The organism is Natrinema ejinorense (assembly GCF_002494345.1).
In the GTDB taxonomy this organism is placed as follows: Archaea; Halobacteriota; Halobacteria; order Halobacteriales; family Natrialbaceae; genus Natrinema; species Natrinema longum.
Window position 1 is genome coordinate 1,152,097 of sequence record NZ_NXNI01000001.1, and the last position, 22,207, is coordinate 1,174,303.

At 65.1% G+C, this 22,207-nt stretch carries 24 protein-coding genes; 15 read left to right on the forward strand and 9 right to left on the reverse strand.

From position 1 onward, the window contains the following. The first annotated feature begins 481 nt into the window (after positions 1 to 481). Complete coding sequence (locus tag CP557_RS05720) at positions 482 to 1,291, forward strand: prolipoprotein diacylglyceryl transferase (RefSeq protein WP_097379028.1); 810 nt, start codon at positions 482 to 484, stop codon at positions 1,289 to 1,291. Positions 1,292 to 1,738: 447 nt separating this feature from the next. On the opposite strand, the gene sucD is transcribed toward CP557_RS05720, so the two are convergent. After that, positions 1,739 to 2,611: a succinate--CoA ligase subunit alpha gene (sucD, locus tag CP557_RS05725; protein ID WP_097379029.1), complete on the reverse strand. Its 873-nt coding sequence runs from the start codon at positions 2,609 to 2,611 to the stop codon at positions 1,739 to 1,741. After that, positions 2,608 to 3,759 (reverse strand): ADP-forming succinate--CoA ligase subunit beta, encoded by a 1,152-nt coding sequence (gene sucC, locus CP557_RS05730; protein WP_097379030.1) that lies wholly within the window; start codon positions 3,757 to 3,759, stop codon positions 2,608 to 2,610. Before sucC ends, sucD begins: the two co-directional genes overlap by 4 nt. A 381-nt stretch (positions 3,760 to 4,140) precedes the next feature. Here sucC and CP557_RS05735 point away from each other — a divergent pair, with 381 nt between their 5' ends. Further along, positions 4,141 to 5,013, forward strand: coding sequence for a UbiA family prenyltransferase (locus tag CP557_RS05735; protein WP_169924344.1), 873 nt, complete (start codon positions 4,141 to 4,143; stop codon positions 5,011 to 5,013). 196 nt (positions 5,014 to 5,209) lie between these two features. Here CP557_RS05735 and CP557_RS05740 read toward each other — a convergent pair whose 3' ends face one another. Further along, positions 5,210 to 5,437, reverse strand: coding sequence for a DUF5795 family protein (locus CP557_RS05740; protein ID WP_097379032.1), 228 nt, complete (start codon positions 5,435 to 5,437; stop codon positions 5,210 to 5,212). 170 nt (positions 5,438 to 5,607) lie between these two features. On the opposite strand from CP557_RS05740, the gene CP557_RS05745 reads away from it, so the two are divergent. Further along, positions 5,608 to 5,958 (forward strand): hypothetical protein, encoded by a 351-nt coding sequence (locus CP557_RS05745; RefSeq protein WP_097379033.1) that lies wholly within the window; start codon positions 5,608 to 5,610, stop codon positions 5,956 to 5,958. Here the strand turns inward: CP557_RS05745 and CP557_RS05750 are convergent. After that, entirely contained in the window at positions 5,955 to 6,725 is a 771-nt protein-coding gene (locus tag CP557_RS05750; protein ID WP_097379034.1) for an MOSC domain-containing protein, read from the reverse strand. The genes CP557_RS05745 and CP557_RS05750 overlap by 4 nt on opposite strands. A 243-nt stretch (positions 6,726 to 6,968) precedes the next feature. On the opposite strand from CP557_RS05750, the gene CP557_RS05755 reads away from it, so the two are divergent. Beyond that, positions 6,969 to 8,267 (forward strand): ABC transporter substrate-binding protein, encoded by a 1,299-nt coding sequence (locus CP557_RS05755; RefSeq protein ID WP_097379035.1) that lies wholly within the window; start codon positions 6,969 to 6,971, stop codon positions 8,265 to 8,267. Between the two features lie 48 nt (positions 8,268 to 8,315). Here the strand turns inward: CP557_RS05755 and CP557_RS05760 are convergent, their stop codons facing one another. After that, complete coding sequence (locus CP557_RS05760; protein ID WP_097379036.1) at positions 8,316 to 8,618, reverse strand: amphi-Trp domain-containing protein; 303 nt, start codon at positions 8,616 to 8,618, stop codon at positions 8,316 to 8,318. 139 nt (positions 8,619 to 8,757) lie between these two features. Here CP557_RS05760 and CP557_RS05765 point away from each other — a divergent pair, with 139 nt between their 5' ends. Both CP557_RS05765 and CP557_RS05770 read left to right on the forward strand, forming a co-directional pair. Continuing rightward, positions 8,758 to 9,060 carry an ArsR/SmtB family transcription factor gene (locus CP557_RS05765; protein WP_097381542.1) on the forward strand — a complete coding sequence of 101 codons (303 nt, stop codon included), beginning with the start codon at positions 8,758 to 8,760 and terminating at the stop codon, positions 9,058 to 9,060. Positions 9,061 to 9,460: 400 nt separating this feature from the next. Next, positions 9,461 to 10,525, forward strand: a complete 1,065-nt coding sequence (locus tag CP557_RS05770; protein ID WP_245853071.1) for a sodium:calcium antiporter — start codon at positions 9,461 to 9,463, stop codon at positions 10,523 to 10,525. Between the two features lie 418 nt (positions 10,526 to 10,943). Here CP557_RS05770 and CP557_RS22785 read toward each other — a convergent pair whose 3' ends face one another. Beyond that, entirely contained in the window at positions 10,944 to 11,177 is a 234-nt protein-coding gene (locus tag CP557_RS22785; RefSeq protein ID WP_211290178.1) for an AbrB/MazE/SpoVT family DNA-binding domain-containing protein, read from the reverse strand. A gap of 338 nt (positions 11,178 to 11,515) precedes the next feature. Here CP557_RS22785 and CP557_RS05780 point away from each other — a divergent pair, with 338 nt between their 5' ends. The 8 genes from CP557_RS05780 to CP557_RS05815 all read left to right on the forward strand — a co-directional run bounded on the left by CP557_RS05780 (position 11,516) and on the right by CP557_RS05815 (position 18,451). Beyond that, positions 11,516 to 11,902: an urease subunit beta gene (locus tag CP557_RS05780; RefSeq protein WP_097379038.1), complete on the forward strand. Its 387-nt coding sequence runs from the start codon at positions 11,516 to 11,518 to the stop codon at positions 11,900 to 11,902. After that, a complete protein-coding gene (gene ureC, locus CP557_RS05785) occupies positions 11,899 to 13,605 on the forward strand; it encodes an urease subunit alpha (RefSeq protein WP_097379039.1) in 1,707 nt (568 codons plus the stop codon). The genes CP557_RS05780 and ureC overlap by 4 nt, the downstream gene beginning before the upstream one ends. Before the next feature lie 111 nt (positions 13,606 to 13,716). Next, positions 13,717 to 14,091 carry an urease subunit gamma gene (locus CP557_RS05790; protein ID WP_097379040.1) on the forward strand — a complete coding sequence of 125 codons (375 nt, stop codon included), beginning with the start codon at positions 13,717 to 13,719 and terminating at the stop codon, positions 14,089 to 14,091. Further along, complete coding sequence (ureG, locus tag CP557_RS05795; RefSeq protein ID WP_097379041.1) at positions 14,091 to 14,711, forward strand: urease accessory protein UreG; 621 nt, start codon at positions 14,091 to 14,093, stop codon at positions 14,709 to 14,711. The genes CP557_RS05790 and ureG overlap by 1 nt, the downstream gene beginning before the upstream one ends. Then, entirely contained in the window at positions 14,708 to 15,667 is a 960-nt protein-coding gene (locus CP557_RS05800; RefSeq protein ID WP_097379042.1) for an urease accessory protein UreD, read from the forward strand. The genes ureG and CP557_RS05800 overlap by 4 nt, the downstream gene beginning before the upstream one ends. Next, positions 15,667 to 16,338, forward strand: coding sequence for an urease accessory protein UreE (gene ureE, locus CP557_RS05805; RefSeq protein WP_097379043.1), 672 nt, complete (start codon positions 15,667 to 15,669; stop codon positions 16,336 to 16,338). The genes CP557_RS05800 and ureE overlap by 1 nt, the downstream gene beginning before the upstream one ends. Further along, the gene (locus CP557_RS05810) at positions 16,328 to 17,104 is read left to right on the forward strand and encodes an urease accessory protein UreF (protein ID WP_097379044.1); all 777 of its coding nucleotides are present in this window, start codon (positions 16,328 to 16,330) and stop codon (positions 17,102 to 17,104) included. Before ureE ends, CP557_RS05810 begins: the two co-directional genes overlap by 11 nt. Before the next feature lie 252 nt (positions 17,105 to 17,356). Continuing rightward, complete coding sequence (locus tag CP557_RS05815) at positions 17,357 to 18,451, forward strand: glycosyltransferase family 4 protein (protein ID WP_097379045.1); 1,095 nt, start codon at positions 17,357 to 17,359, stop codon at positions 18,449 to 18,451. Between the two features lie 57 nt (positions 18,452 to 18,508). On the opposite strand, the gene CP557_RS05820 is transcribed toward CP557_RS05815, so the two are convergent. Further along, positions 18,509 to 18,922 (reverse strand): MarR family winged helix-turn-helix transcriptional regulator, encoded by a 414-nt coding sequence (locus tag CP557_RS05820; RefSeq protein ID WP_097379046.1) that lies wholly within the window; start codon positions 18,920 to 18,922, stop codon positions 18,509 to 18,511. A 140-nt stretch (positions 18,923 to 19,062) separates the two neighbouring features. Here CP557_RS05820 and CP557_RS05825 point away from each other — a divergent pair, with 140 nt between their 5' ends. Further along, a complete protein-coding gene (locus CP557_RS05825; protein ID WP_097379047.1) occupies positions 19,063 to 19,611 on the forward strand; it encodes a hypothetical protein in 549 nt (182 codons plus the stop codon). Positions 19,612 to 20,067: 456 nt separating this feature from the next. Here the strand turns inward: CP557_RS05825 and CP557_RS05830 are convergent, their stop codons facing one another. Both CP557_RS05830 and CP557_RS05835 read right to left on the reverse strand, forming a co-directional pair. Further along, positions 20,068 to 21,798, reverse strand: a complete 1,731-nt coding sequence (locus CP557_RS05830; RefSeq protein ID WP_097379048.1) for a hypothetical protein — start codon at positions 21,796 to 21,798, stop codon at positions 20,068 to 20,070. Then, the gene (locus CP557_RS05835; RefSeq protein ID WP_097379049.1) at positions 21,785 to 22,156 is read right to left on the reverse strand and encodes a hypothetical protein; all 372 of its coding nucleotides are present in this window, start codon (positions 22,154 to 22,156) and stop codon (positions 21,785 to 21,787) included. Before CP557_RS05835 ends, CP557_RS05830 begins: the two co-directional genes overlap by 14 nt. Positions 22,157 to 22,207: the final 51 nt, after the last annotated feature.

Genomic DNA, 22,207 nt, shown 5'->3' on the forward strand with positions numbered 1-22,207 from the left:
CGGTGACGGGAAATCACCACGGCGTGACTTTCTGTAAGACACGACAGAATCTCACAGATACGTTTATAAGTATTTATCTTATTTCTAGACGTATGTCTGGTTCTGTGACCATTTCGGCGCGATCGGCCACCGTTTTCGACGGCACCACTCTCCCCTGAGACCGTGGTCGCTTTCACGCCATCTCTCGAGTATCGTCGCCGGCGTGGTGGTCGACCACGATGGCTCCAGTGGGGAACGTTCGTTCCGAATCGGGGACCGAGAGATCCCCACGACGGGGTGATCAGCGGGGAAAATCTCCTCTGGGCCCAAATTGTGCTATCTTCCACTGGTTCAGCATGAATTCTAGACGTTTGTCAATCATCGCAACCGCTATTACCGGCTGACGGCCAGTACACTAATATGGTGCCGCTAGTATCCACCATAGCCAGAAAAATTGCAAAAGTTAAAGTCGTGTGATAATCCATTTGCAGAAAACGGGCCTATGACAGAGAGCACAACGGAGCCCCCGGCCGACGCCCCACTCGAGGTAGACTCGAGCATCGACGCCCTGTTCGAGGAACTCGAGGAAACCGATTCCAGCGGTGACCACCGGACCGAAACGACGGACGGCGACGAGATCGGGGAGGGGGACGTCGACGGCGTCGAGGACCAGACGGCAGCCGACGTCTTCGACCAACTCCGTGCTGACGGGACCGACGGGGACACCGACGACGTTCTCGCGGACGAGACTCCGGACGACATCATCGCGAGTGTGGACGAACCGGCACCCGAACCGGCAACGCCCGTCGACGACGAACTGCTGGCCGACGACGACGAGCTGACGGAGTTCCTGCTCACCGGCCGCAGGGAAGACGAGGAGTTCCTCTGGGTCGAGACGGACGGATCGGACGAAGGAAGCGACACGGCCGCTGGGGCGGACGAGTCCGACGCCATCGAGACGGACCCTCGGACGGACGACACGACCGAATCCGAACGTATCGACGAGCGTCCTGGAACGAACGATCCTCACGGGACGGCCAGCGAGCGGACACCGGAAACCGAGCCCGACGCCGACGGCGAGACGGCACCGAACTCGAGTCCCGCCGTTTCGAGCGAGGAGGGCGTGACGGACTCGGCTCCGGACGTCGATTCGGACGAGCCCGTGGCTGAGACGGAACCTGATGACACCGGAGACGACGAGACGGAGAGCGAACTCCACGATGGGGACGACGAGGACGATTCCACGACAGCCGACGAGGAATCGTCGGGGTTCCTCGGCCGGCTGTGGTCGAGGCTCCGGGGCCTGTTCTGACCAGCCCGCTGTCCTCCGGCCAGTCGGACGCCTCGGAACGGTCGCGGTGTTCGCCAGACGTTCCTCGCGGCCCGGATTCCCGCCTGTTTTCCGCAATTCACGTCATGGACTGTGATCCGGCTCACGAGTCGGGATGCCACCCGAGTCCGGTTCGCCGAACGGTGAACGGTTTCTCGCCGCAGCGAGGACAGGTGGTACCGCCCGTTTCCGGGTCGTCCCGACGGTCCGGAATCGTCTGCTCGTACCCACAGCCATCACACTCGAGGGAGACTGGCATCGCAGTCGAGCCCACGGTAGCCAGACGTATGATCGGCCGGCAAGCGAGCGAGCGTGCGGACTCGCTGTCGTTCGTGTCGGAGCGACGGTCAGGATCGAAACGCGGGTCGAAAACTGCGACGATAGCGAACGATGCGAGCGACGGATCGCCCGCGAGTTCGCTCGCGGGAGTTACGCGAGGAACTCTTCGATGTGGTCGGCGACTTCCTCGGGGGTGTCACCGACGGGGACGCCGGCGTCGTTGAGCGCCGAGATCTTGCTCTCGGCGGTGCCGGTCCCGGAGCCGGAGACGATCGCGCCGGCGTGGCCCATCCGCTTGCCCGGCGGCGCGGTGCGGCCGGCGATGAAGCCGGCGACCGGCGTGTCGACGTAGTCGTCGATGAACGCGGCCGCTTCCTCCTCGTCCTCGCCACCGATCTCACCGCACATGACGATGGCGTCGGTGTCGGGGTCGTCCTCGAACAGTTCGAGGGCGTCGACGAAGTCCGTCCCGATGATCGGGTCGCCGCCGATACCGATAGCGGTGGTCTGGCCGATACCGCGATTGGTCAGGCTGTCGACGACCTGGTAGGTCAGGGTTCCCGATCGGGAGACGAGTCCGACGTTCCCCTCGGCGAAGATGTTGCCGGGGAGAATGCCCAGTTTGGCCTCGCCGGGCGTGATGAGGCCGGGACAGTTCGGGCCGATGAGTCGGGTATCCGTTTCGGAGAGGCGCTTGTTGACCCGCGCCATGTCCTGTGTCGGAATTCCTTCAGTAATCGCGACCGCGAGGTCGAGACCGGAGTCGAGCGATTCGAAGACTGCGTCGCCGGCAAAGGCCGGCGGGACGAAGATCACGGACGTGTCCGCGTTCTCCTCGTCGACCGCTTCGTGGACCGTGTCGTAGACGGGAACGCCGCTGACCTCCTGCCCGCCCTTGCCGGGGACCGCGCCGGCGACGACGTTGGTTCCGTACTCCATCATCTGCTCGGCGTGGAACTTGCCTTCCCCGCCGGTGATGCCCTGTACCACGACGCGCGTGTCGTCGTCGACTAGTACGCTCATTGGTCGTTCACCTCCCCAGCGTACTCGACGGCACGCTGGACCGCGTCCTCGAGGGTCTGTTCGACCGTCACGAGGTCCTCGTTCAGAATCTCCATGCCCTCCTCCCAGTTGGTCCCGGCCAGTCGGACGACGACCGGCTTGGGGATCTCGTCGAACTGCTCGAGCGCTTCGTTGATCCCGCGGGCGACCTCGTCGCCGCGGGTGATGCCGCCGAAGATGTTGAAGACGACCGAATCGACGTTGTCGTCGGAGAACACCATATCGAGCGCGTTCGCGATGCGGGCGGCCTTCGCGCCGCCACCCACGTCGAGGAAGTTGGCGGGTTCGCCGCCGTAGTAGTCGACCAGGTCGAGCGTCGTCATCACGAGCCCGGCACCGTTGCCGATGATACCGACGTTGCCGTCCAGCCGGACGTAGTCGAAGCCGTACTCGTCGGCTTTCTGCTCGAGTTCGTCGCCGCCGGCGGCCTCCTCTTCCATCTCGGCGAGTTCGGGCTGGCGGAACAGCGCGTCCTCGTCGATGTTCATCACGGCGTCGGCCGCGATGACCTCGTCGTCGGCCGTGACCATCAGCGGGTTGATCTCGGCGTCGGCACCGTCCTTGTCGTCCCAGAGCTGATAGAGCGTCGTGAGAACGCTCGAGACATCGCGCGCGACCGACTGGTCGACGCCGGCGTCGTAGACGGCCTTTCGGGCCTGGTAGGGATGCATCCCGAAGGAGGGATCGATGTGTTCGCGGGCGATCGCGTCGGGGTCTTCCTCGGCGACCTCTTCGATGTTGACCCCGCCTTTGGTCGAGACCATCGCGACGGGTTTACCCTCGCCCCGATCCATCGTGATCCCGACGTAGAGTTCGTTCACGAAGTCGACCGCTTCCTCGACGAGGACGCGATCGACGTGATACCCCTTGAGATCCATGCCGAGGATCGACTCGGCCGCGTCCCGAGCCTCGTCCGCGTCCTCGACGAGTTTGATCCCGCCGGCCTTCCCCCGGCCGCCGACCTGTACCTGCGCTTTCACCGCGACTGGATACCCGATTTCCTCCGCCGCGTCGACGACGCCGTCGACGTCCGAAGCGAGCTTCGAATCCGGCGTCGGAATCCCGGCATCGGCGAAGACGCCCTTCGCCTGATACTCGTGTAATTTCATGCCATTCAAACGGGCGTGCCGCCCTTGCTTAAATCCTGCCAGTTTCCACTCGCCACGGGATATCCATCGACGTGTATCAACTACTCCGGGTTCGTCAGTACCGGACTGTGTTCCGTGCCACCTTCTTTGTGTGGGTTTTCAACTGAAGGTGGGTGTGACGTACCCGCACGTCCGAACTCGGCCCCGACTCCCCGCCACGACTAGTCGATTTTCCAGTCGCTGACCGAGTCGAGACGCGGTTTCGGGGCCGACGGTCGATCGGCGGCAGTTCCCTCGAGCGATCGTGACGTCCCGGATTCCCTCGAGCGAGATCGGGGTTGGGAACCTGACACAGCATTCAAACGTGGGCTCTCCCAACGTCTCACACGAGGCCAACTCGCTGTGAGGAACTCTACTGCTCCGCATCGAACACCGGGTTTGGCGGCATCCGTCAAGCACGCGCTCCGGGTTCTGGTTCACAGCAACCTTTTTATTTCGCTGGCGACGGTTAGCGTCGCCGTGACGACCGTCCTCCTCGCGGACCTCCCCCTCGAGCCGGTGCCGCTTTTCATCGTCTTCGCGGCCACGATGTTCGTCTACACCGTCAACCGATTTACCGACCTCGAGGAGGACGAGCAGAACGTCCCGAAACGTGCGGCGTTTACGAAGCGGTACGGTCGGTTCTGGTTGACGCTCGGTATCGTTCTCTACGTCGCTGCGATCGGGGTCGGCGTCGCGCTCGGACTGGCCGGTGTAGTGTACATGCTTCTCCCGCTCGTCGTCGTTTTCCTGTACTCCGTCGGCGGCGTCAAGCAACGCTTTCTCGTCAAGAACCTCGTCGTCGGCTTCGCCTGGGGCGCGATCCCGCTCGGCGTGGGCTACTACTACGCTCGGCTGCTCGCCCACGAGATCCTGTTCCTGTTCGCCTACATCACGATCATGATCACCATCGCTGCGGTGATCTTCGACGTCAAGGACATTCAGGGCGACCGTGCCGAGGGGATTCCAACGATTCCCAACCGCTACGGCCCGCGGCGGACCCGACTCCTGTCCCTGGTGGCGACCGTCGCTGTCGCTGCGGTCGTCGTCGTTCTCGTCGGCCTCGGGACGCTCTCACAGGAGTTCCTCGTCGTCCTCGCGATGAACGCCTACGTCTGCCTCTACATCCCGTTCGCGACCCCCGATCGCGGCCCGCTGTACTACGGGTTCGTCGTCGACGGCGAACACGTCTTTCTCGCCGCCGTCGTCGTCGTCCTCGAGTGGCTGGTCTGGTGACGATCGGATCGACGTGAGACGGGGTTTCCCTCGTCGGCCATCGATCCGACGAACGGATCGCTGCCCACGGCTGGGACCGTCGGGTGAGTGACGGGATCGAGGTGGTGCCGGGTTCGAAGTGACCGGCGCAAAATTCGCTGCTCGACGAGCGTCGCTGGGCAGAAACGCGCCGATTTCGAGGCGACAGCGGCGACGATCAGTCCCGGTCGTCCTCGCTCCAGTCACACTCCTGGCACTTCCAGCCGGTGACGAGTTCGGTGACCGACGGCATGTAGGTCACCTGCAACACGTTACCGCCACACTCCGGGCACTTCCTGTCGGCCTCCTCGATCGAATCGACTTCCATCACGGAGTCGCCTTCGACGAGTTCCGCGAGTTTTTCGGCCGTCACCATTCGCCCCTGAACGACGCGATTCTCGCTCACGTTCGGGGTGTCGAGCGCGATACCCTAAGCGTTTCCTGAAATCGATCACCAGTTCCGGGCATCGGTCGTCTCGAGTCCGGGTTCCAGACGTCGTCGCTCCGTTCGACGGCACCCAGCGGCCTGTATCTGCGGGCACAACCGTATAGATCGCTACGCTCGAACGGCTATCCATGGAGACGCGATGGGCGACCGTCGACGGGGTCACTCTCGAGCTACCGACCGACAGTACCGTCCACGAACTCAGAGACGCGCTTTACAAACCCGACGATGCGGTGTTGATCGCGGTGACGGGTGACCTCGTGTCGGTCGTCCACGACGAAGATCGACGACTCTCGGAACTGGTCGCCGGCTGTGCGGACACCTACTACTTCCGGCGGCCCGGGGAGCCGGATCGAAACGAGGTGCTGGCCGCACCCGAACTCGAGAAGGCGCTCGCCGGGCCGACAGCCGACGCTGACGGACAGACAGCCGACGCCGACGGGGCCGAAACGACGTTCCAGCGCCCCGGAATCGATCACTAATCCCCGATCTCGACCGGATCGCCGACGCGGAGCGTCCCGCCGCGGTGAGCCTCGGGAACGCGCGTGATGATCATCAGCGTATAGTAGTGATCGAACGCGGCCGCGTCGGCCCAGTCGGGGAACGTTTCCTCACGCTTCCGGACGAACCGTTCCCGGAATTTCTCGGTCGGCTCTCCCGTGTCGGGATCGCGTTGTGGGACGACACAGCGGCCACAGGGCGTCACACCGTCGAACCGGACGTCGCCGATCTCGAACGACGGCGCGTCCTCGCCGACGAATCGGTCCTCCCAGAAGGGATCGACGCCACTGACCTCGACGTTCGCCCGCAGCCGTCGCCGTGCTCCCTCGACGGTCACATCCTCGAACCAGGACGCGAGGGTCTCGAGCGTCGCCGTGCTGATCACGGATGGCCCCATCTCGCGTCGATCGACGAACCCCAGCGACTCGTCCCGCTCGAAGGAGAGCGTCGTCTCGAAAAAGTCACTAAACCAGGCGGCTGCACCCTCCCGGTCGGCATCGAGGTCGAACGACGCCGTCTCTCCGTCGGGGGTCTCGACGGTGAGTGTACTCGTCGCCGGATCGAACCCGGTGTCGAGGGCGTGGACGCGATCGGATCGTTTGCCGTTGAAAACGTCGCCGTCCGCGTCGAACAGCGCGAACTCCCGATCGTGGGCGATCGTCCCGCCATCGAGTATCGCCGCCGTCTCGAGTTCGATGCCGTCCAGCCCTTTGACCGGATACACGGTGAGCCGGTTGAGTCGTGCCATTAGCAATCCATATCGGTCGACGCGCTATTAGTGTTCGTTCGAACGACATCGAATCGTCACGCCACTCGCGACGGTCGACGCCCCGAAAGCGTCCGACAGCTCGGTTTCGGTTGCCGGCGCGGGAGGCTCCTGGTCCGTCGGATCGGTTTCGGTCGCACGCGATCGTCGTCCTCGAGCGACCGGCGAGCCCGGATTCGCCCACCGGTCTCCCCGTTTATGGCCCTGGCTGGGGTACGATTCGTGATGGACGTACGGACGTTTCCGGTCCTGACCGACGAGGACGAGGCGCTGGTCTCCCGTCTGTCGATCGGGCTCGGCGAGAACGCGGCCCGCGTTCTGGCCTATCTGCTGTGTCGGCTGGCGGACCCCGAACTCGCGGATGCGGCCACTCGAACGGCCGTCCACATCGGCGCGGGAGTGACCAAGAACGCAGCCACGGACGCGTTGGCCACGCTCGTCGCCGCGGACCTGATCGCCGAAACCACGGCGACGACGACTGCCCCCGGCCGACCGCCGAAAGCCTGGTACGCGGTCGCTCCCCGATCCGAGACGATTCGCCGGACGGACGCACACCACGCCGACCGCCTCCTCGAGCAAGGGCTGCGATACGCGACGGACTGGGAGTCGAGTTCGGCCGGAACCGCAAGCTCCACCGGCGCTTCCGACCGGGCGGTTCCCGATCGGTCGACACTCGAGGGTGCGTCTCTCGCTCTCAACTGGCAGCCCAACGCTCTCCATCTCCCGCTGTTCGCCACACGGACGACCGACGTGGGCGGCGGTTCGATTTCGATCGAGGAGTACGACGGCTCGCGAGCGGCGACGGAGGCCGTCGCGTCGGGAGCCTGCGAGATCGGTGTCGCGGGAGCGGCGACGATCCTCCGAGAGCGAGAACGGAGGCGGCCGATCGTCCCGCTCGCGGTCCTCTTCCAGCGGTCGTTGGTCGTTCTCTACACGACGCGAACGGCCTTCGGCGGCCCCTTCGAAACCGTCGAGCAGCTGCGCGGACGTCGCGTCGGGATGCCGGACGGGACGGAAACCGGCCTGCTCGGACGGCTCCTCCTCGAGCAGGCCGGGATCCGAGAGAGCGTCGATCTCGTCGACGTCGACGGCGAGGAGCGGGACGCGCTTCGCTCGGGTGCGGTCGACGCCGTGACGGGGATGGCCCCCGATCCCGAGCGGCTCGAGACCGCCGACCGATCCGTCGACGAGGTCGCGGTGGCAGACGGGTATCCGGCGTACGGGCCGGCGTTGATCGTCCGGGCGGACGTCCTCCGTCGACAGCGGTCGCGGCTCGTGGCGTTGCTCGCCGCCACAACGGGCGGCTGGGCGAACGCGGTTCGCGACCCGGCGGCGGTTGCGAACGACCTCGCGGACGAAATGGACGGGTCGCCGGAACGAATCGGTCGGACGTTCGAGCGCGTCACCGATCGGTTCGCGACCAGTGATGCGGTCCGACGACGCGGGTGGGGCTGGCACTCGCCGACGGAGTGGCGAAACCTCCGAGACGCGCTGGCACAGGGCGGACTGCTCCCGGGCGAGTGATGCCGGCGGCCCGACAGCGATCGGCGACGGACTACCGGACGACGCGGGCTACCGAACCCTCAAGTCGTCGCCATCTTTCGGTTCCGTGAACTCGAGTTCGATCTCGAGTTCCCGCTCTCGCTGGTCGGAAAACTCGATCTCGACCTCGATCGGGTCGCTGTAATCGAACGGTAGCTCCCACTCCGCGGCGGAGATCGTAAACGACGATCCGGCCTCGAGTTGGTCGGCGAGGTCGTGGAGGAAGGCGGCCGTCTCCTCGCTCGAGAGATAGACCTCCTGTTCGAAGAACCCGCTGGTGATCGTCCGCCGGTCGCTAGTTCGATCGTCCGGAAAGTCGACGCGGTCACTCATACGAACGGCTGCCACGGCGACGGCGATAAAACTACGTTCACGACCGGCGATACGCGATCGAGCGTCGGTCTCGGCCCCGAACTCGAGTCCAGTGAGAGACGCCGGAACCCTTCTTGAGACGGGTGTCGAACGGACGGACGTGACACTGCTCGACGCCCTGGGAAACGGGACGCGGCTGGCAATTCCCAGGGAACTCTCGCGGGAACCGATGTACGTCTCGGAGCTCGCCGCAGAGATCGGCATGGACGGGAAAACCGCCGTTCACCACCTCTCGACGCTCGAGGAAGCCGGACTGGTCGACCGCTACAGGCGGGGGAACCGAAAGTACTACCGACTGACTCGGCGCATCGAGTTGCGAATCGCGCCGCCGCCGGAACGAACCTTCCTCCTGCAAGCCGACACGCTCGACGACGAGACCGATTCCGATTCGGCCGATCCCTGATCGACGGCACGCCTCGAGCCGGCTCCTATCGGCCTCGCCGATGGAGCCGTGTAGAGATGTCCCATGAACTGTCCCTCACGGCCTGTTAGCTATATGCCACTGGTTAGCATGCGAATGCGACATGCTCGGGAGCCACAACGAGACCGCCAGCGTTTCCCAGCGATCGCGGGTCGTGGATACGATACGTTCGGCGGATACACTCTGCCAGAGCGGTGGGTGGGACGCCGGGTCGAGCACGGCCCAAGGAGCGTCGCTCCGTCCGTCTCGTCGGACCGGCCGCAGACTCCTCGTCGCTCTCCTGGTGGTCGCCGTGCTCCTCGCAGTCCCGGTCACACCGGCTCTCGCTCAGGGGGAGGGTACTGCGGGCCAGGACGATGCCCCCAACGAGAACGAGGGTGGTATCGAAGGGGCGATCGAAGGCTTCGTCGACGCACAGGGCATCGTGGGTGCGATACTCGTCCTCGCTGCCGGCGGAATCGTGCTGACGTTCTGTGTCGAAAAACTGATCAGTTATCTCACTCGAGCGGCGTTGGGACTGCGGATTTCGTTGTTCGCGCTCGCGATCCTCTTCACCGGGTTCGAGTTCGACGACACGATCCTCGCGCTCGTGTTGTCGGCCGGCGACCTCGAGAGCGCCGCCCTCGGGACGGCCCTCGGAACCGGACTGGCGATCATCGGCGTGACCCTCGCCCTCGCGGCGATCATCAAGCCGTTTCCGGTCGATTTACCCGTCGACTACGTCGCCCTCTTCGCGCTAGCACCGTTGCTGTTGCTCCCGTTCGTTCTCGTCGGGACCCTCACGTTCGTCCACGGAGTGCTCCTCCTCGGGGCCTTCGTCCTCCTGTTCGGGTACATCATCGTTCGGGAGTACCAGCGTGACAGACCGGTCTTCCGAGACACCGAACTCGGGGAGGGGCTACAGGCCGACGGGGGGATCGCCCTGCCGACGGAATTCTCGGAGATTTCCGAAGACGGGTTCGTCGGCGATCGCTCCGCCGCCGGTTGGATCTGGCTGTCCCTCGCCGTCCTCGCGCTGGCCGGTATCGTGCTGGCGTCGATGCTGCTGGAGGCCGGATCGGAGGTCGTCGTCGACGGCCTCGGCATCGAAGAGACCGTCTTCGGGGCGACCGTCCTCACGGTGATTCTCACGTTCGAAGACGTCATGTTGACGGTCGAACCGGTGCGCCGGGGCGTTCCCGAGATCGGTGTCGGAAACGTCATCGGAAGCGTCCTGTTCTCGGTGACCGGAAACGTCGGCGTGATTATGCTCCTCAGCGACCTCGAGATCTCCCGGGCCGTCCTCACGTTTCACCTCCCGACGGTGATCGTCGTGACCGCCCTCGCCGCGTACTTCCTCTCTCGGGGGACCCTCGAGCGGTGGCACGGCTACCTCCTCGCTGGGCTCTACGTCGTCTACTGGCTGGTCGCGATCGTCGTGTTCGGCGGCGTTCCGATCGGCGGCTGATTCCTCTGGGCCGACGGCGACCGCGTTCGCTCGACATCGTTTGCCCTCACCGCATGCTCGGTACGAGCGCCTACCGATCGAACGCACCTCGAGGGCCGTTCTCGCGGGAACGAGCCCGGCAACGGCCGTGTTCGCAGGGTGACTGAAAAACGGCGAAAACAGCAGCGATCGGCCCGGCGATCAGTCGTCGGCGGGTGCCTCGGTTTGCCAGAGTCGCTCGAGCAACGTCGGGAGTTCGAAATCGCCGGCGGCGACCGAACAGCGAACGTCGACGTGATCGGTGCTCTGTTCGACGATACCGAGCCCTGAGTTGGCGCTCGACTTCGGTGACGGCGTCCAGCGCGTCCGTCGAAAGCACCGCGTCGCTCTCGACTCGAGTGAGCTGTCGGCCGAGCACGTACTGGGCGAGAATCGCCGGCTAGAGGGCCGCCGGCTCGAGGGCATCGGCGTCGATCGTCGTGAGATCGTCGGTGGGTTCGGGCGATTCCGGGATGAGCAGGAGGGAGCCGCCGCTCTCGTCGCACTGGAGGAGGAGTTCGTCACCTTTCTGGGCACCGTGGGCACGGGCCCAGTCGGCCGGAAGCGTGACGGCGAGCGTGGACGACCCGAGTTGCTGGATCTTTCGCTTCGTTCGAATATCGTCAGCGACCATGGTCGATCACCCGTTCGCTGTCGCGTAGTGAATACATATTGTCAGGCACTGTCGCCGCTCGGTCGTTTCTCTCCTTAGTGTCGGTGATATTTACGTGCAGTGCTTGTCACATTCTCTTTTTTCCACCATGTTAGAGGATATATGTCCGATCCTATTATGGCCTTCTAGACCGTGAGTGAGGACACGACACTAAATTCCGATATAGAACGAAGATCGGCTACTTTTTCGCAAATATTGTTGTCCGCGTATGTATTTACGGTCTCTGTCCGCATTATCCGGACTGTGATGACGATTCGTTTTACGATGGGGACCAGCGACGTGCTCGGAGTGATCGGCGAATGACCGAGTTCGTTCCGGGGGAACTGCTCCCGGCAGCCGAACCGGTGCGGATAAACGAGGGGCGTCCGACGGCGACCGTCACGGTCGAGAACACCGGCGACCGCCCCGTTCAGGTCGGCTCGCACTTCCACTTCTTCGAGGTCAACCCCGGCCTCGCGTTTGACCGCGAGGCCGCGTACGGGACCCGGCTGGACATTCCGGCGGGCACGGCGATCAGGTTCGAACCGGGCTGTGAACGCGACGTCGACCTCGTCGATATCGGCGGCGACCGGATCGTCCGCGGAATGGCTGGGCTGGTCGACGGCGAACTGGATGACGCGGACGTGAAAGCGACTGCGCTCGAGCGCGCTCGAGCGCAGGGCTACGTCTCGGAGGGCGACGAATGAGCCGCGACCTTCCGCGGACGGAGTACACGGAACTGTTCGGCCCGACAGAAGGCGACCGACTCCGACTCGGCGATACGAACCTGCTGGCGAAGATCGAGCGCGATCACGGCGTTCCCGGCGAGGAAGCGGTCTTCGGCGGCGGAAAGACGATGCGCGACGGGATGGGGATGCAGTCGGGGACGACACAGGCCGAGGGGGCACTCGACTGGGCGTTTACGAACGTCGTGATTGTCGACCCCGTCCTCGGGATCCGAACGGGAGACATCGGCGTCCGAAACGGCAAAATCGTCGGCGTCGGCAAAGCGGGCAATCCGGACACGATGGACGGCGTTGACATGGTGATCGGCCCGAGCACGGACACGATTCCCGCCGACGGGCTGATCGCGACGCCCGGTGCGCTGGATATCCACGTTCACTTCAACAGTCCACAACTGGTCGAGCACGCGCTCGCCTCGGGCGTGACGACGATGTTCGGCGGCGGGTTCGGCGGCGGCGCAACGACTTGTACGCCCGGGCCCCGGAACATCCAACGGTTCCTCCAGGCCGCCGAAGAGTGGCCGGTCAACGTCGGCTTTTACGGCAAGGGCAACAGCAGCAACCCGGCGGCGCTCCGCGAACAGATCGAGGCCGGCGCGGCCGGGCTCAAACTCCACGAGGACTGGGGGTCGACCCCCGCCGCGATCGACACCTGTCTCGAGGTCGCGGAGGCCGAAGACGTCCAGGTCTGTATCCACACGGACACGTTAAACGAGTCGGGCTTCGTCGAGGATACCTTCGACGCCATCGACGGCCGCGCGATCCACACCTTCCACATCGAAGGTGCCGGCGGCGGCCACGCACCCGACGTCCTCGAGTTGATCGGCCACGAGCACATGCTCCCCTCCTCGACGAACCCCTCGATGCCCTACACAGAGAACACGTTCGACGAGCATCTGGACATGGTAATGGTCTGTCACCACCTCAACCCCGACGTTCCCGAAGACGTCGCCTTCGCCGAATCGCGCATCCGTGCGGAGACGCTGGGCGCGGAGGACGTCCTCCACGACACCGGCGCGATCTCGATGATGACGACCGACTCGCAGGCCATGGGCCGGATGGCCGAGCTGATCTGTCGCACGTGGCAGACCGCCCACAAGATGAAGGCCCAGCGCGGCCCCCTCGAGGCGGACGAGGGAACCGACGCCGACAACGCACGGATCAAACGCTACGTCGCGAAGTACACGATCAACCCGGCGATCACGGCGGGGATCGACGACTACGTCGGCTCGCTCGAGCCCGGAAAACTCGCCGATATCGCGCTGTGGGAGCCTGGCTTCTTCGGGATCAAGCCGAAGGCGGTGATCAAGGGCGGCTTCCCGGTCTGGTCCCAGATGGGAGAGGCAAACGGCTCGCTGATGACCTGCGAGCCGGTCATCGGCCGCGAACGCGCAGGCGCACAGGGCCGAGCGAAACACGCCCTCTCGGTGTCGTTCGTCAGCGACGCCGCCTACGAGAACGATGTCGGCGACGCCTACGACCTGCAAACGCCGGTTCGGCCGGTCGAGGGAACCAGATCGGTCCGGAAGTCCGACATGCTCCACAACGACCACTGTCCCGACGACATCGACATCGACGCCCAGACGTTCGAAGTCGAGGTGGACGGCGAACACGTCGCCTGCGACCCCGCCGACGAAATCCCCCTCGCACAGCGGTACCTGCTCTAAATCCATGATCCACGAAGAGGCAGCCACGATAGCGACCCCGGTAGTATCGATGACGCGCACGGACGACTCGAGCCAGTTGTCACACCTGCCCGGCCGAGCGGAGGTGAGCCGATGAACCTCTCGCCGAAGGAGATGGAGCGGCTGACGGTCTTCATGGCCGCCGAACTCGCCCGCCGGCGCAAGGACCGCGGCGTGAAGCTCAACCATCCCGAGACGGTCGCCTACATCTCGGATTGGGCTTGCGAGGCCGCCCGCGAGGGCAAGTCCGTCTCCCGGATCCGTTCCGAGGCGACGCAGTTGCTCACCCGCGAGGACGTCATGGACGGCGTCCCCGAGCTGGTTGACATGATTCAGGTCGAGCCGGTCTTCCCCGACGGCACCAAGCTCGTCACCGTCCACGACCCGATTCGTGCCGACAGTCCGGACCAACTCGAGACGGTCGATCCCGGCCCGGGAGAGGACCTCGAGCGGACGGAGGGCGAGTAATGGGGTACCGCGACGTCGCGAAGGTCGGTCTCGGCGGGCCCGTCGGCTCGGGGAAGACGGCACTGGTCAGGCGGCTCGTTCCCGAACTCGTCGACCGAGAGTACGAGGTTGGGGTCATCGCCAACGACATCATGACACAGGAAGACGCCGACGTCTTCCGGGAGTCGTTCGCCGATCTGCTGCCCGCAGACCTCGTCGAGGGCGTCGAAACCGGGGCCTGTCCGCACACGGGGATCCGCGAGGATCCGTCGATGAACCTCGCGGCCATCGACGAGTTCACCGAACGCCACCCCGAACTGGACGTGGTCCTGATCGAGAGCGGCGGCGACAACCTCGCCGCGACGTTCAACCCCGAACTGGCGGACTACTTCCTGTTCATCATCTCCGTCGCGGAGGGCGAGGATATCCCGCGCAAGCGCGGCCCCGGCGTCACGCAGGCCGATCTGCTGGTCGTCAACAAGACCGACCTCGCACCCCACGTCGACGCCGATCTGGACGTGATCGAGGACGACGCCGCCACGGTCCGGGGCGACGACCCCTTCGTGTTCACCAACTGCAAGAACGGCGACGGGGTCGACGACGTGCTCTCCCACGTCGAGCGAGAGGTGTTGTTCGCGTGAGTGCGGCTCACTCGAGCGCAACGGATCCCGATACGGCGCGGTTGCCGCCCGCCTTCGAGGCCTACGCCACTGAATCGCTCGCACAGGCACCCGCGGGCGGGCCGGGCAAGAACGGGCTGCTCGAGGCGACGTTCGCCCGCGAGGGTGACGGCCCGACCCGGCTCGTCCGGGATCGCGTGACCGTCCCCTACCATCTGACCGGCACCCTCGAGACCGATCCCGCACCCGGTCTCACGACGCTGGTCGCACAGGAGCCGACCGGCGGCGTCGCACAGGGCGACCGCCATCGGATGCGACTCGACGCGCGGGCCGGTGCTCGCGCCCACGTCACGACCCAGAGCGCGACGAAGGTCCACAGCATGGCCGCCAACTACGCCCACCTCGAGACCGCGATCCGGGTCGGGGAGGGGAGTTACCTCGAGTACGTACCGGGGCCGACGATCGTCAACGAGGACGCCCGCTGTCTCCAGACGATCGCGGTCGATCTCGCTCCGGCGTCGGTCGTCGTCGTCGCGGACGTGCTCGTCCCCGACGGCTTGACCGAGCACGAGCCGTTCGGCTTCGATCACTACCACGCGCGCGTCGAGGCCGAGTACGACGGTCGATTGGTCTGTGCCGACGCCGTCGACCTCCGACCCGACGAGCGCGATCCGCGGGACCCGGCCAGCGTCGGCGAGTACGGCGTCGTCGGCTCGCTGTACGCCTTCGCTCCGGGCGACGACGACCCCGATGGGCCATCCCCCCACCTCGAGTCCCTCGTCGAGGCGATTCGCGACCGGTTCGCCGAGCGCGAGGACATCGCGGTCGGCGTCTCGAGGCTGCCCTTCGATGCCGGAGTAATCGTCCGGCTCCTCGGCCATCGGCAGACGGACGTCACTGCGGCCGTCCGCGATGCGTGGGACGAAACGAGACGAGCGACGCTGGGGGTCGGCACACCCGCCGACCGGCGATACTGATGGAGCGAATCGACGGTATCGTCGGCAACGTCCACGCCGACGACGAACTCGCGGCTCGACGTGTAGCCCACGAGGAAGACGGCACCCTCGAGCGTGTCGTCATCGATGCCGAGAACCGCCGCCGATCCCGGTTCCGGGCGACGACCGACGCGGGAACGGACGTCGGCGTCGTCGTCGACACCCCCGCCGTCTCGGCCGGCGACGTGTTGCTCGTCGCGGACGACCGAATGATCGTCGTCGCGTTCGAACCCGTCGACGCGCTCGCGATCGCGCTGCCCGACGCGACGGCGGCGCGTCTCGAGGCGGCGGTCGAACTCGGCCACCGCGTCGGCAACCAGCACTGGGACCTCGCGGTCGACGACGGGACCGTCTACGTCCCGCTCGAGGCGGATCGCCATATCGTCGAGCGCGTCGTCGCCGACGTCGTTCCCGGCTCCGAACTCCGGGAGACGACCGTCGAGGCCGACCTGTTCGTGACGGCCCTCGAGGACGAGGAGGCTGGCTCCGACGGCGGTCCCGGAAGCGAGCACGGCCACGGCGTTGCGGATCACATCCACGGCCACGACGGGAGCGAGCACACACACGGTCACGACGGAGGCGAACACGCACACGAGCACGGTCCAGATAACATCGACCCGACCCACGAGCACGATCACAGCCATGACCACTGAGCCCGGTTCGTTCCTGACGGCGCTCCGACTCGCCGACTCGTTCCTTCCCGTGGGCGGCTACACGGCCTCCTACGGTCTCGAACAGTATCTCAACGAGGACCGCATCGAGGACGGTGACGACCTCCGGGAGCTGATCGCGGCCTACTTGCGGCGCGTGGTCGGTCCCTGCGAGACCGTCGCGCTGGCGAACGCCCACGCCGCGAGCGCTGACGGCGACCTCGAGGGGCTGGTGGCGGTCGACGAACGGCTCCACGCGGTGACGATGCCCCGAGAGTTCCGCGAGAGCTCGACGAAAGCGGGTGCGAAGCTGAGCGAACTGCTGGCGTCGGACTCGAGTGGCGGTATCGCGACCGCGGTCGGGGAGACCCGCGGGGAGGGGGTCGAGGGAGCGCCCGAGCCGCCACCGGCGGCCGACGGTGGTGATCTCACTGCTGCCTTCGCCGATGCGATCGAGACCGACGCGACGCCGGGCCACTACCCGGTCGTCTTCGGCGTCGTCAGCCAGGCGCGCGGACTCTCGCGGCTCGAGGCCTGCCTCTCGCACGCGTACTCGTTCGTCACCGGATTGCTGGGTGCGGCCCAGCGCCTCGGCCGCTTTGGCCACACCGAGATCCAGTCGGTGCTCGAGGAACTGGAGCCGGTACTCACCGCAGTCTGCGAGCGCCACGTCGACGACGACGCGGCGACGATGGCATCCTTCGCACCGCTGGCCGAAATCATGGGGATGCGCCACGAACGTGCCGGACGACGGCTCTTCATGAGCTGACTGGTCCAGTGTCGTGGGACCGTAAAGCGGGTATTCCCGTGCTCCAGCCGGTATCGCTACGGTCTGCTGTAACGTTTTACCGGTGCAACCGCGACCCGCCCTGCGGGTGCGCCGTCACCGGCTTCCAGCAGACCGTATCGATGGTCGACCGCATTCGCCGGACGGATTCGGGGTACGCGAGGAAATATAAACGGCCGAACTGAAGCGAGGGTATTATAACGCCGTCCGCCGATTAGTTCCGGTCCGGAAATCATGAACGTAGTGTACATCAGTGCGACGAACCCCATCAGTTCGATCGGCGGGGCGGCGAACACGGCGAACAAGTGGATCGACGAACTCCGCGAGCGGAACGTCGGGATCGACGTCATCTGCCGGGGCGAATCCGACACGTCACGCGTCGAGGATGGCGTCGAGATCACGGAGCTGTCCGGCCTCAAACCGCGCGATAAGATCGTGGACCGGCTCGCGACTGCGGAGTACGACGTCGCACTCGTCCAGGACCTGTGGGCGGACATCGCACTCGAGGCGGCCGAGGCGAACGACGTGCCGACCGTCCTCTCGTTGACGACGACCCACGCGACCGACGATGTCGTCGCGGACTTCTCGCCGACGCGGTTCGTCGCGAACTCCCGGTACACCCAGCAGTGGATCACGAGCATCTGGGGGCGCGACTCGACGGTCGTGTATCCGTACATCGACTTCGACTTCTATACCGCTCCCGAGGGGCCGTCCGATCGGATCTCGATGATCAACCCCATCGAAATGAAGGGCGGACGCACCTTTCGGGCAGTCGCCGAGCGGGTCCCCGATCGGGACTTCCTGGCGAAAGGCGGCTGGTACAGCTTCCGGACCGACGACTTCAGCTGGGATCCCGAGACCCTCCACATCCAGGGGAACACGTTCCACGGCGCCCCGCTCGAGCTCCCGGCCGAGGAGATTCTGCAACACGGGCCGACCGACGTGGGATTCGACGACCTCGATAACGTCACGTTCACCAGCGAGCCGGGTATTCTGGCTGTCTACGCGAAGACTGGCGTTCTGCTGGTACCCTCCGTCTGGGAGGAGACGTTCGGCCGCGTGGTACTCGAGGCGATGTGGAACGGGATTCCCGTCGTCGCGAGCCACCGGGGCGGGATACCGGAGGCGTGTGGCGGTGCAGGATTGCTCGTCGAGGAGGGGGCGGAGCCGGATGCGTGGGTCGACGCGCTCGAGAAACTCGACGATCCCGCGGTCTACGACGGCTTCGCCGAACGCGGGCGGGAGCGCGCGGAGGAGTACAGAGCGACCCTCCCCGACCAGATCGATACCCTGAAAGCGGTGCTGGCGGAGGCCACAGCCGAGGGGTAGCTCTCGAGAACCGGGTGACTCACGCGGTGATCCGGCCTCGATCGACGCCGTTCCGGCTCACGTTTGGTCGGGCCGGGGCGCGTTTTCGTACTTGATCATCTTCTCGGGTTTATCGGAAATCGTCTCGTAGATCCGCTGGAGCGTCTCCTCGGCCGCGAGCAGGTTGTGCTTCTCGAGGAACGCCCGTCCCTCGTCGGTCAGACGGTAGAACTTCCAGGGATAGCCTTGCTGGCGCTCCTCGTCCGGCAGCGTGACTTCCTCGACGATCCCGGCGTCGATCAGTTTCTGGACGTGTTTGTAGACCGTCGCCTCGCTCACGCTCGGGTTGAGCCGCTCGAGTTCGTACATCGAGGGGAGTCCCTCGGGATGTTGCAGGATATTGGAAAGCAGCGCGAACCGCGTCTCTTGGGTGACAAAGCGGACGAGTTCGCGGGTGTTCGCCCCCTCTGGAGTCCCCACGTCGGTGCTCATACCGCCAGCTACGGAGCGTGGCACCAAGTAAGTTACCCTGAAGTAAATCACTCTCCGGTAAACTGCTGACGACTTCGGAGACTATCGGAAACGGAACGGACACGGAAACTACTATCCGCAATTCGCGAGAATCACTGCGTATGACAGACGACGATCCGCCGGTCCCCGAGGGCGTCCTCACGAGCGCGACGGAGCGACTCGAGGCCGAGGAGCTCTCGCTTGCGGACAACGAGGAGATCCTCCACGCGTTGAGCGAGCTCCGGCCGGTCTACGAGAGCGAACGGTCGTACTTCGTCCTCGGCAGCTACGATCGCGAGCCGATTCGGCGGCTGAACCTCGTCGTCGATCGGCTGAACCGCCGGTCGGACGCCTACGCCTTCCGAATGGTCGACGTTCGCGGCGAGTGGGACAACGGCATCCAGAAGTTCTCCCTGATCGCGGATCTGGTCACTCACGTCGTCGGCGTCGCCGAACGAGAACCAAGCGGCTTTCTCGTCGAACAGGGCCTGCTCGCGGGCACCGAGGAGTACTTCGAGAAGACGCACGTGCTCAAGCGGGAGTACCCGGAGGTGGACCGACCCTACGACTGGATGCAGGACGGCGTCTTCGACCTGCTCGAGGAAGATGAACGACTGTACCGGTGGGAAACCGAAGACGACCTCGTCGAGATCACGGAGGCACTCCCGTAGTCCGAGTAGGCGGTACTAATTACTCCGCTCGGTTCGTTCGATCGAGTGCGGAACGAACCGTCGGCGGACTGGATCGACTCATCGGAGGCGTGATGGGAATCTGACTGCTCGCAGCTGGCTGTTCAACGCGACGACCCGGTCCTGTGGCGGGACCTACTTGCTCGGCATCGATACGACCGAGGGCACAATTCTGTTCGCGAGAGTAACGTGACGGTGGTCGTATTCGAGGGGACGTCCTCAGCAGTGTCCGGTCTACTATAGTAGCAACTGAAAGTCATTGCACACCTGATCGCACGACAGCGTTGCGATCAGTGTGTAAATCGTTTCAGTTGCTACTATAGAACCGGCTCGGCGAGGTCCTCGAGCGCCTCGATGGCCTGTGCCACGTGTTCGACGCTGGTCGTACGATACGCCGGTACGACGGTACGTTCGAACTGTCTACACGGGTGGGCGCAGTTATTCCGCTGACTCGTCGGCGACGGGCTCCCACCCTGCTTCCCTCGCGGCTGGCAACTCGAGCGGATCGACGATGTCGTCGAGTTCGCCGTCCTGAGAGGCCTCGACGAACGGCTCGATGCGTTCGGGAACGGCATCGTGATTTCGCTCGGAGAACTCGATCAGCGCCCGAACGGCCCAGTATCGTCGATTCCCGTCGTATGCTGGCGTGTCCCCGATCGGCCCGACGCTTTCCGTTACGGCTGCGACGGTTTCGTCGGGGATTCGGACGCCGGTCTCGGCGGTTGCAGCGAGAATTCGACACACGTTTCGCGGAATCGGCGGGGTCGTGTCCACGGCGTCGAGCAGTTCCGGAACGATTTCGGCGACCAACGTCGGATGCGCCTCCGAAACGTTCGCCAGTAACCGCTGGACGTTGTGTACGTTCGCCCCGTCGACGAGGCCGGCGAGTACGGGCTCGGCCGCCGCCGGGTTGCAGTCGGCGACCGAGACGAGCAACTCCTTGTCGAACCGGCCATCGTACAGATCCTCCTCTCGCAACGCCTCGTAGCCGTTCGTGAGGGCGTCGGCGACGAGCTCCGGGTGGTCCTCGGCGAGTGGTACCAGCGGATCGATACCCGCGTCGAAGAGCGATCTATCACCGGTTCGTGCGGCCACCGTCTCCTCGAGGGGCTCGAACGTCCGATCGCTCTCGCGAACGAGTCTGCCGAGCGCGTCCGCCGCGGCGGCGTGCTGAGCGTACGCCCCTCCGGTATCGTTCTCCGCGAGTTCGACCCGTAGTGTCGACGCAACGTCGTCGATCGTGTCTGGACGTCTGAGAGCGACCGAGACGAGCAACTGCATCGTCTCCTCGGTCCGCAGCGGATAGCGCCCTCGCTCTAGCGCGTCGACGACATCGTCGGCTACCGCCTCGTACCCGATCACCCCCCGTTCGAGGAGGCCGATACTCAACTCGACGATCCGAGATCGAAGGTGTCCATCGTCGACGGTGAGGTGGTCGAGGAGCGGCTCGAGGTGGGGTGTGACCAACTCGGGACGACGCGCTACCAGTTCGATTAGCGTCTCTATTGCCGCATTTCGGGGTTCGCAGGCCTCACCTCTGTTAAAAACGGCATCGGCTGGATCCGTAAGGGCCTCGACCAGCGTCGTCACTGCTCGGTCGGGTTCCGGGTGGGCGAGCACGACCGTCGACGCGTCGTCCAGATCGAAGAAGAGTGCGCTCGTTCGTTTTCGAATCACCGGTACTGGATCGGCAAGCCGCTGGAACAGGCGATCGGCCAGCCAGGCGGCGGACATCGACAGTGCGGCGGTGTCCAGATCGACGTCGGCGTCGTTCTCGAACGTCGCCGCGAGTATCGGGTGCAGGTGCCTCGGCAGGAGTACCGCCTGTCTGACGGCCCAGTGTTCGTCGTCGATCCGTTCGAGCAGTCGGTCTGCAAGCAGTGCCGGCGGGTGTTCGGAAATCGCCGTATCGGCCCCCCGTAGCTGAAGGTACATCGCGTTTCGCAACACGAGGATCACTGCGCTCCGAACGGCCGGATCGGGATCCTCGAGGTGGGGGAGCAGTCGGTCGATGGTGGCGTCCGTGAGGTCCGTCGACTGGGACGGAAGCACGGTTTCGAGCCGGCGCTTGGCGAGTTTCAGGGCCGGATCGCGGCGGTCCGCCGGTGGTGTCTCGGCGACCCGTGCAGCGAGCGTCTCCAGGGACGGGTCGTCTTCAGACGGCGGCATGAATTCCGTACTTTGCGGCGAAGTAGTCGAAGTACACGCCCGGTTCCCACCGGAAGTCGGTTCGCAACTCCTCGACCGCACCGAAGCCGTCCGCCCCGTTCTCGTAGTATCTGCCGATCATCTCGCCCCACCCGCCGTCGTGGTTGATCACGAGCACCGCCCGCTCGAGGGCGTCACTGACGGTATTTAGGAGGCGATCGAGCGTCGAAACTGGCCCCTCCATCCCGCTGAACGTCAGCACGTCGTCGTAGCGGTCGGGTCCGCTCAGCCGAGTGTCGTCCCCCGCCAGAACGTCCGTAACCGCGTCTGGATCGGCCGTCTCCGCGAGTTCGGCGGCAATATGGCTCCGATGACCCATACCTATCCGTTTTCAACGAGGATGACAAAAAGATAGTTCAACCGGAACGAC

What these genes read in the sequence shown, in the direction of transcription:
- CP557_RS05720 (WP_097379028.1), top strand. Translation starts at nt 482, where the DNA reads ATGACAGAGAGCACAACGGAGCCCCCGGCCGACGCCCCACTCGAGGTA.
- sucD (WP_097379029.1), bottom strand. Translation starts at nt 2,611, where the DNA reads ATGAGCGTACTAGTCGACGACGACACGCGCGTCGTGGTACAGGGCATC.
- sucC (WP_097379030.1), bottom strand. Translation starts at nt 3,759, where the DNA reads ATGAAATTACACGAGTATCAGGCGAAGGGCGTCTTCGCCGATGCCGGG.
- CP557_RS05745 (WP_097379033.1), top strand. Translation starts at nt 5,608, where the DNA reads ATGGAGACGCGATGGGCGACCGTCGACGGGGTCACTCTCGAGCTACCG.
- CP557_RS05750 (WP_097379034.1), bottom strand. Translation starts at nt 6,725, where the DNA reads ATGGCACGACTCAACCGGCTCACCGTGTATCCGGTCAAAGGGCTGGAC.
- CP557_RS05755 (WP_097379035.1), top strand. Translation starts at nt 6,969, where the DNA reads ATGGACGTACGGACGTTTCCGGTCCTGACCGACGAGGACGAGGCGCTG.
- CP557_RS05760 (WP_097379036.1), bottom strand. Translation starts at nt 8,618, where the DNA reads ATGAGTGACCGCGTCGACTTTCCGGACGATCGAACTAGCGACCGGCGG.
- CP557_RS22785 (WP_211290178.1), bottom strand. Translation starts at nt 11,177, where the DNA reads ATGGTCGCTGACGATATTCGAACGAAGCGAAAGATCCAGCAACTCGGG.
- CP557_RS05780 (WP_097379038.1), top strand. Translation starts at nt 11,516, where the DNA reads ATGACCGAGTTCGTTCCGGGGGAACTGCTCCCGGCAGCCGAACCGGTG.
- ureC (WP_097379039.1), top strand. Translation starts at nt 11,899, where the DNA reads ATGAGCCGCGACCTTCCGCGGACGGAGTACACGGAACTGTTCGGCCCG.
- CP557_RS05790 (WP_097379040.1), top strand. Translation starts at nt 13,717, where the DNA reads ATGAACCTCTCGCCGAAGGAGATGGAGCGGCTGACGGTCTTCATGGCC.
- ureG (WP_097379041.1), top strand. Translation starts at nt 14,091, where the DNA reads ATGGGGTACCGCGACGTCGCGAAGGTCGGTCTCGGCGGGCCCGTCGGC.
- ureE (WP_097379043.1), top strand. Translation starts at nt 15,667, where the DNA reads ATGGAGCGAATCGACGGTATCGTCGGCAACGTCCACGCCGACGACGAA.
- CP557_RS05810 (WP_097379044.1), top strand. Translation starts at nt 16,328, where the DNA reads ATGACCACTGAGCCCGGTTCGTTCCTGACGGCGCTCCGACTCGCCGAC.
- CP557_RS05815 (WP_097379045.1), top strand. Translation starts at nt 17,357, where the DNA reads ATGAACGTAGTGTACATCAGTGCGACGAACCCCATCAGTTCGATCGGC.
- CP557_RS05820 (WP_097379046.1), bottom strand. Translation starts at nt 18,922, where the DNA reads ATGAGCACCGACGTGGGGACTCCAGAGGGGGCGAACACCCGCGAACTC.
- CP557_RS05825 (WP_097379047.1), top strand. Translation starts at nt 19,063, where the DNA reads ATGACAGACGACGATCCGCCGGTCCCCGAGGGCGTCCTCACGAGCGCG.
- CP557_RS05830 (WP_097379048.1), bottom strand. Translation starts at nt 21,798, where the DNA reads ATGCCGCCGTCTGAAGACGACCCGTCCCTGGAGACGCTCGCTGCACGG.
- CP557_RS05835 (WP_097379049.1), bottom strand. Translation starts at nt 22,156, where the DNA reads ATGGGTCATCGGAGCCATATTGCCGCCGAACTCGCGGAGACGGCCGAT.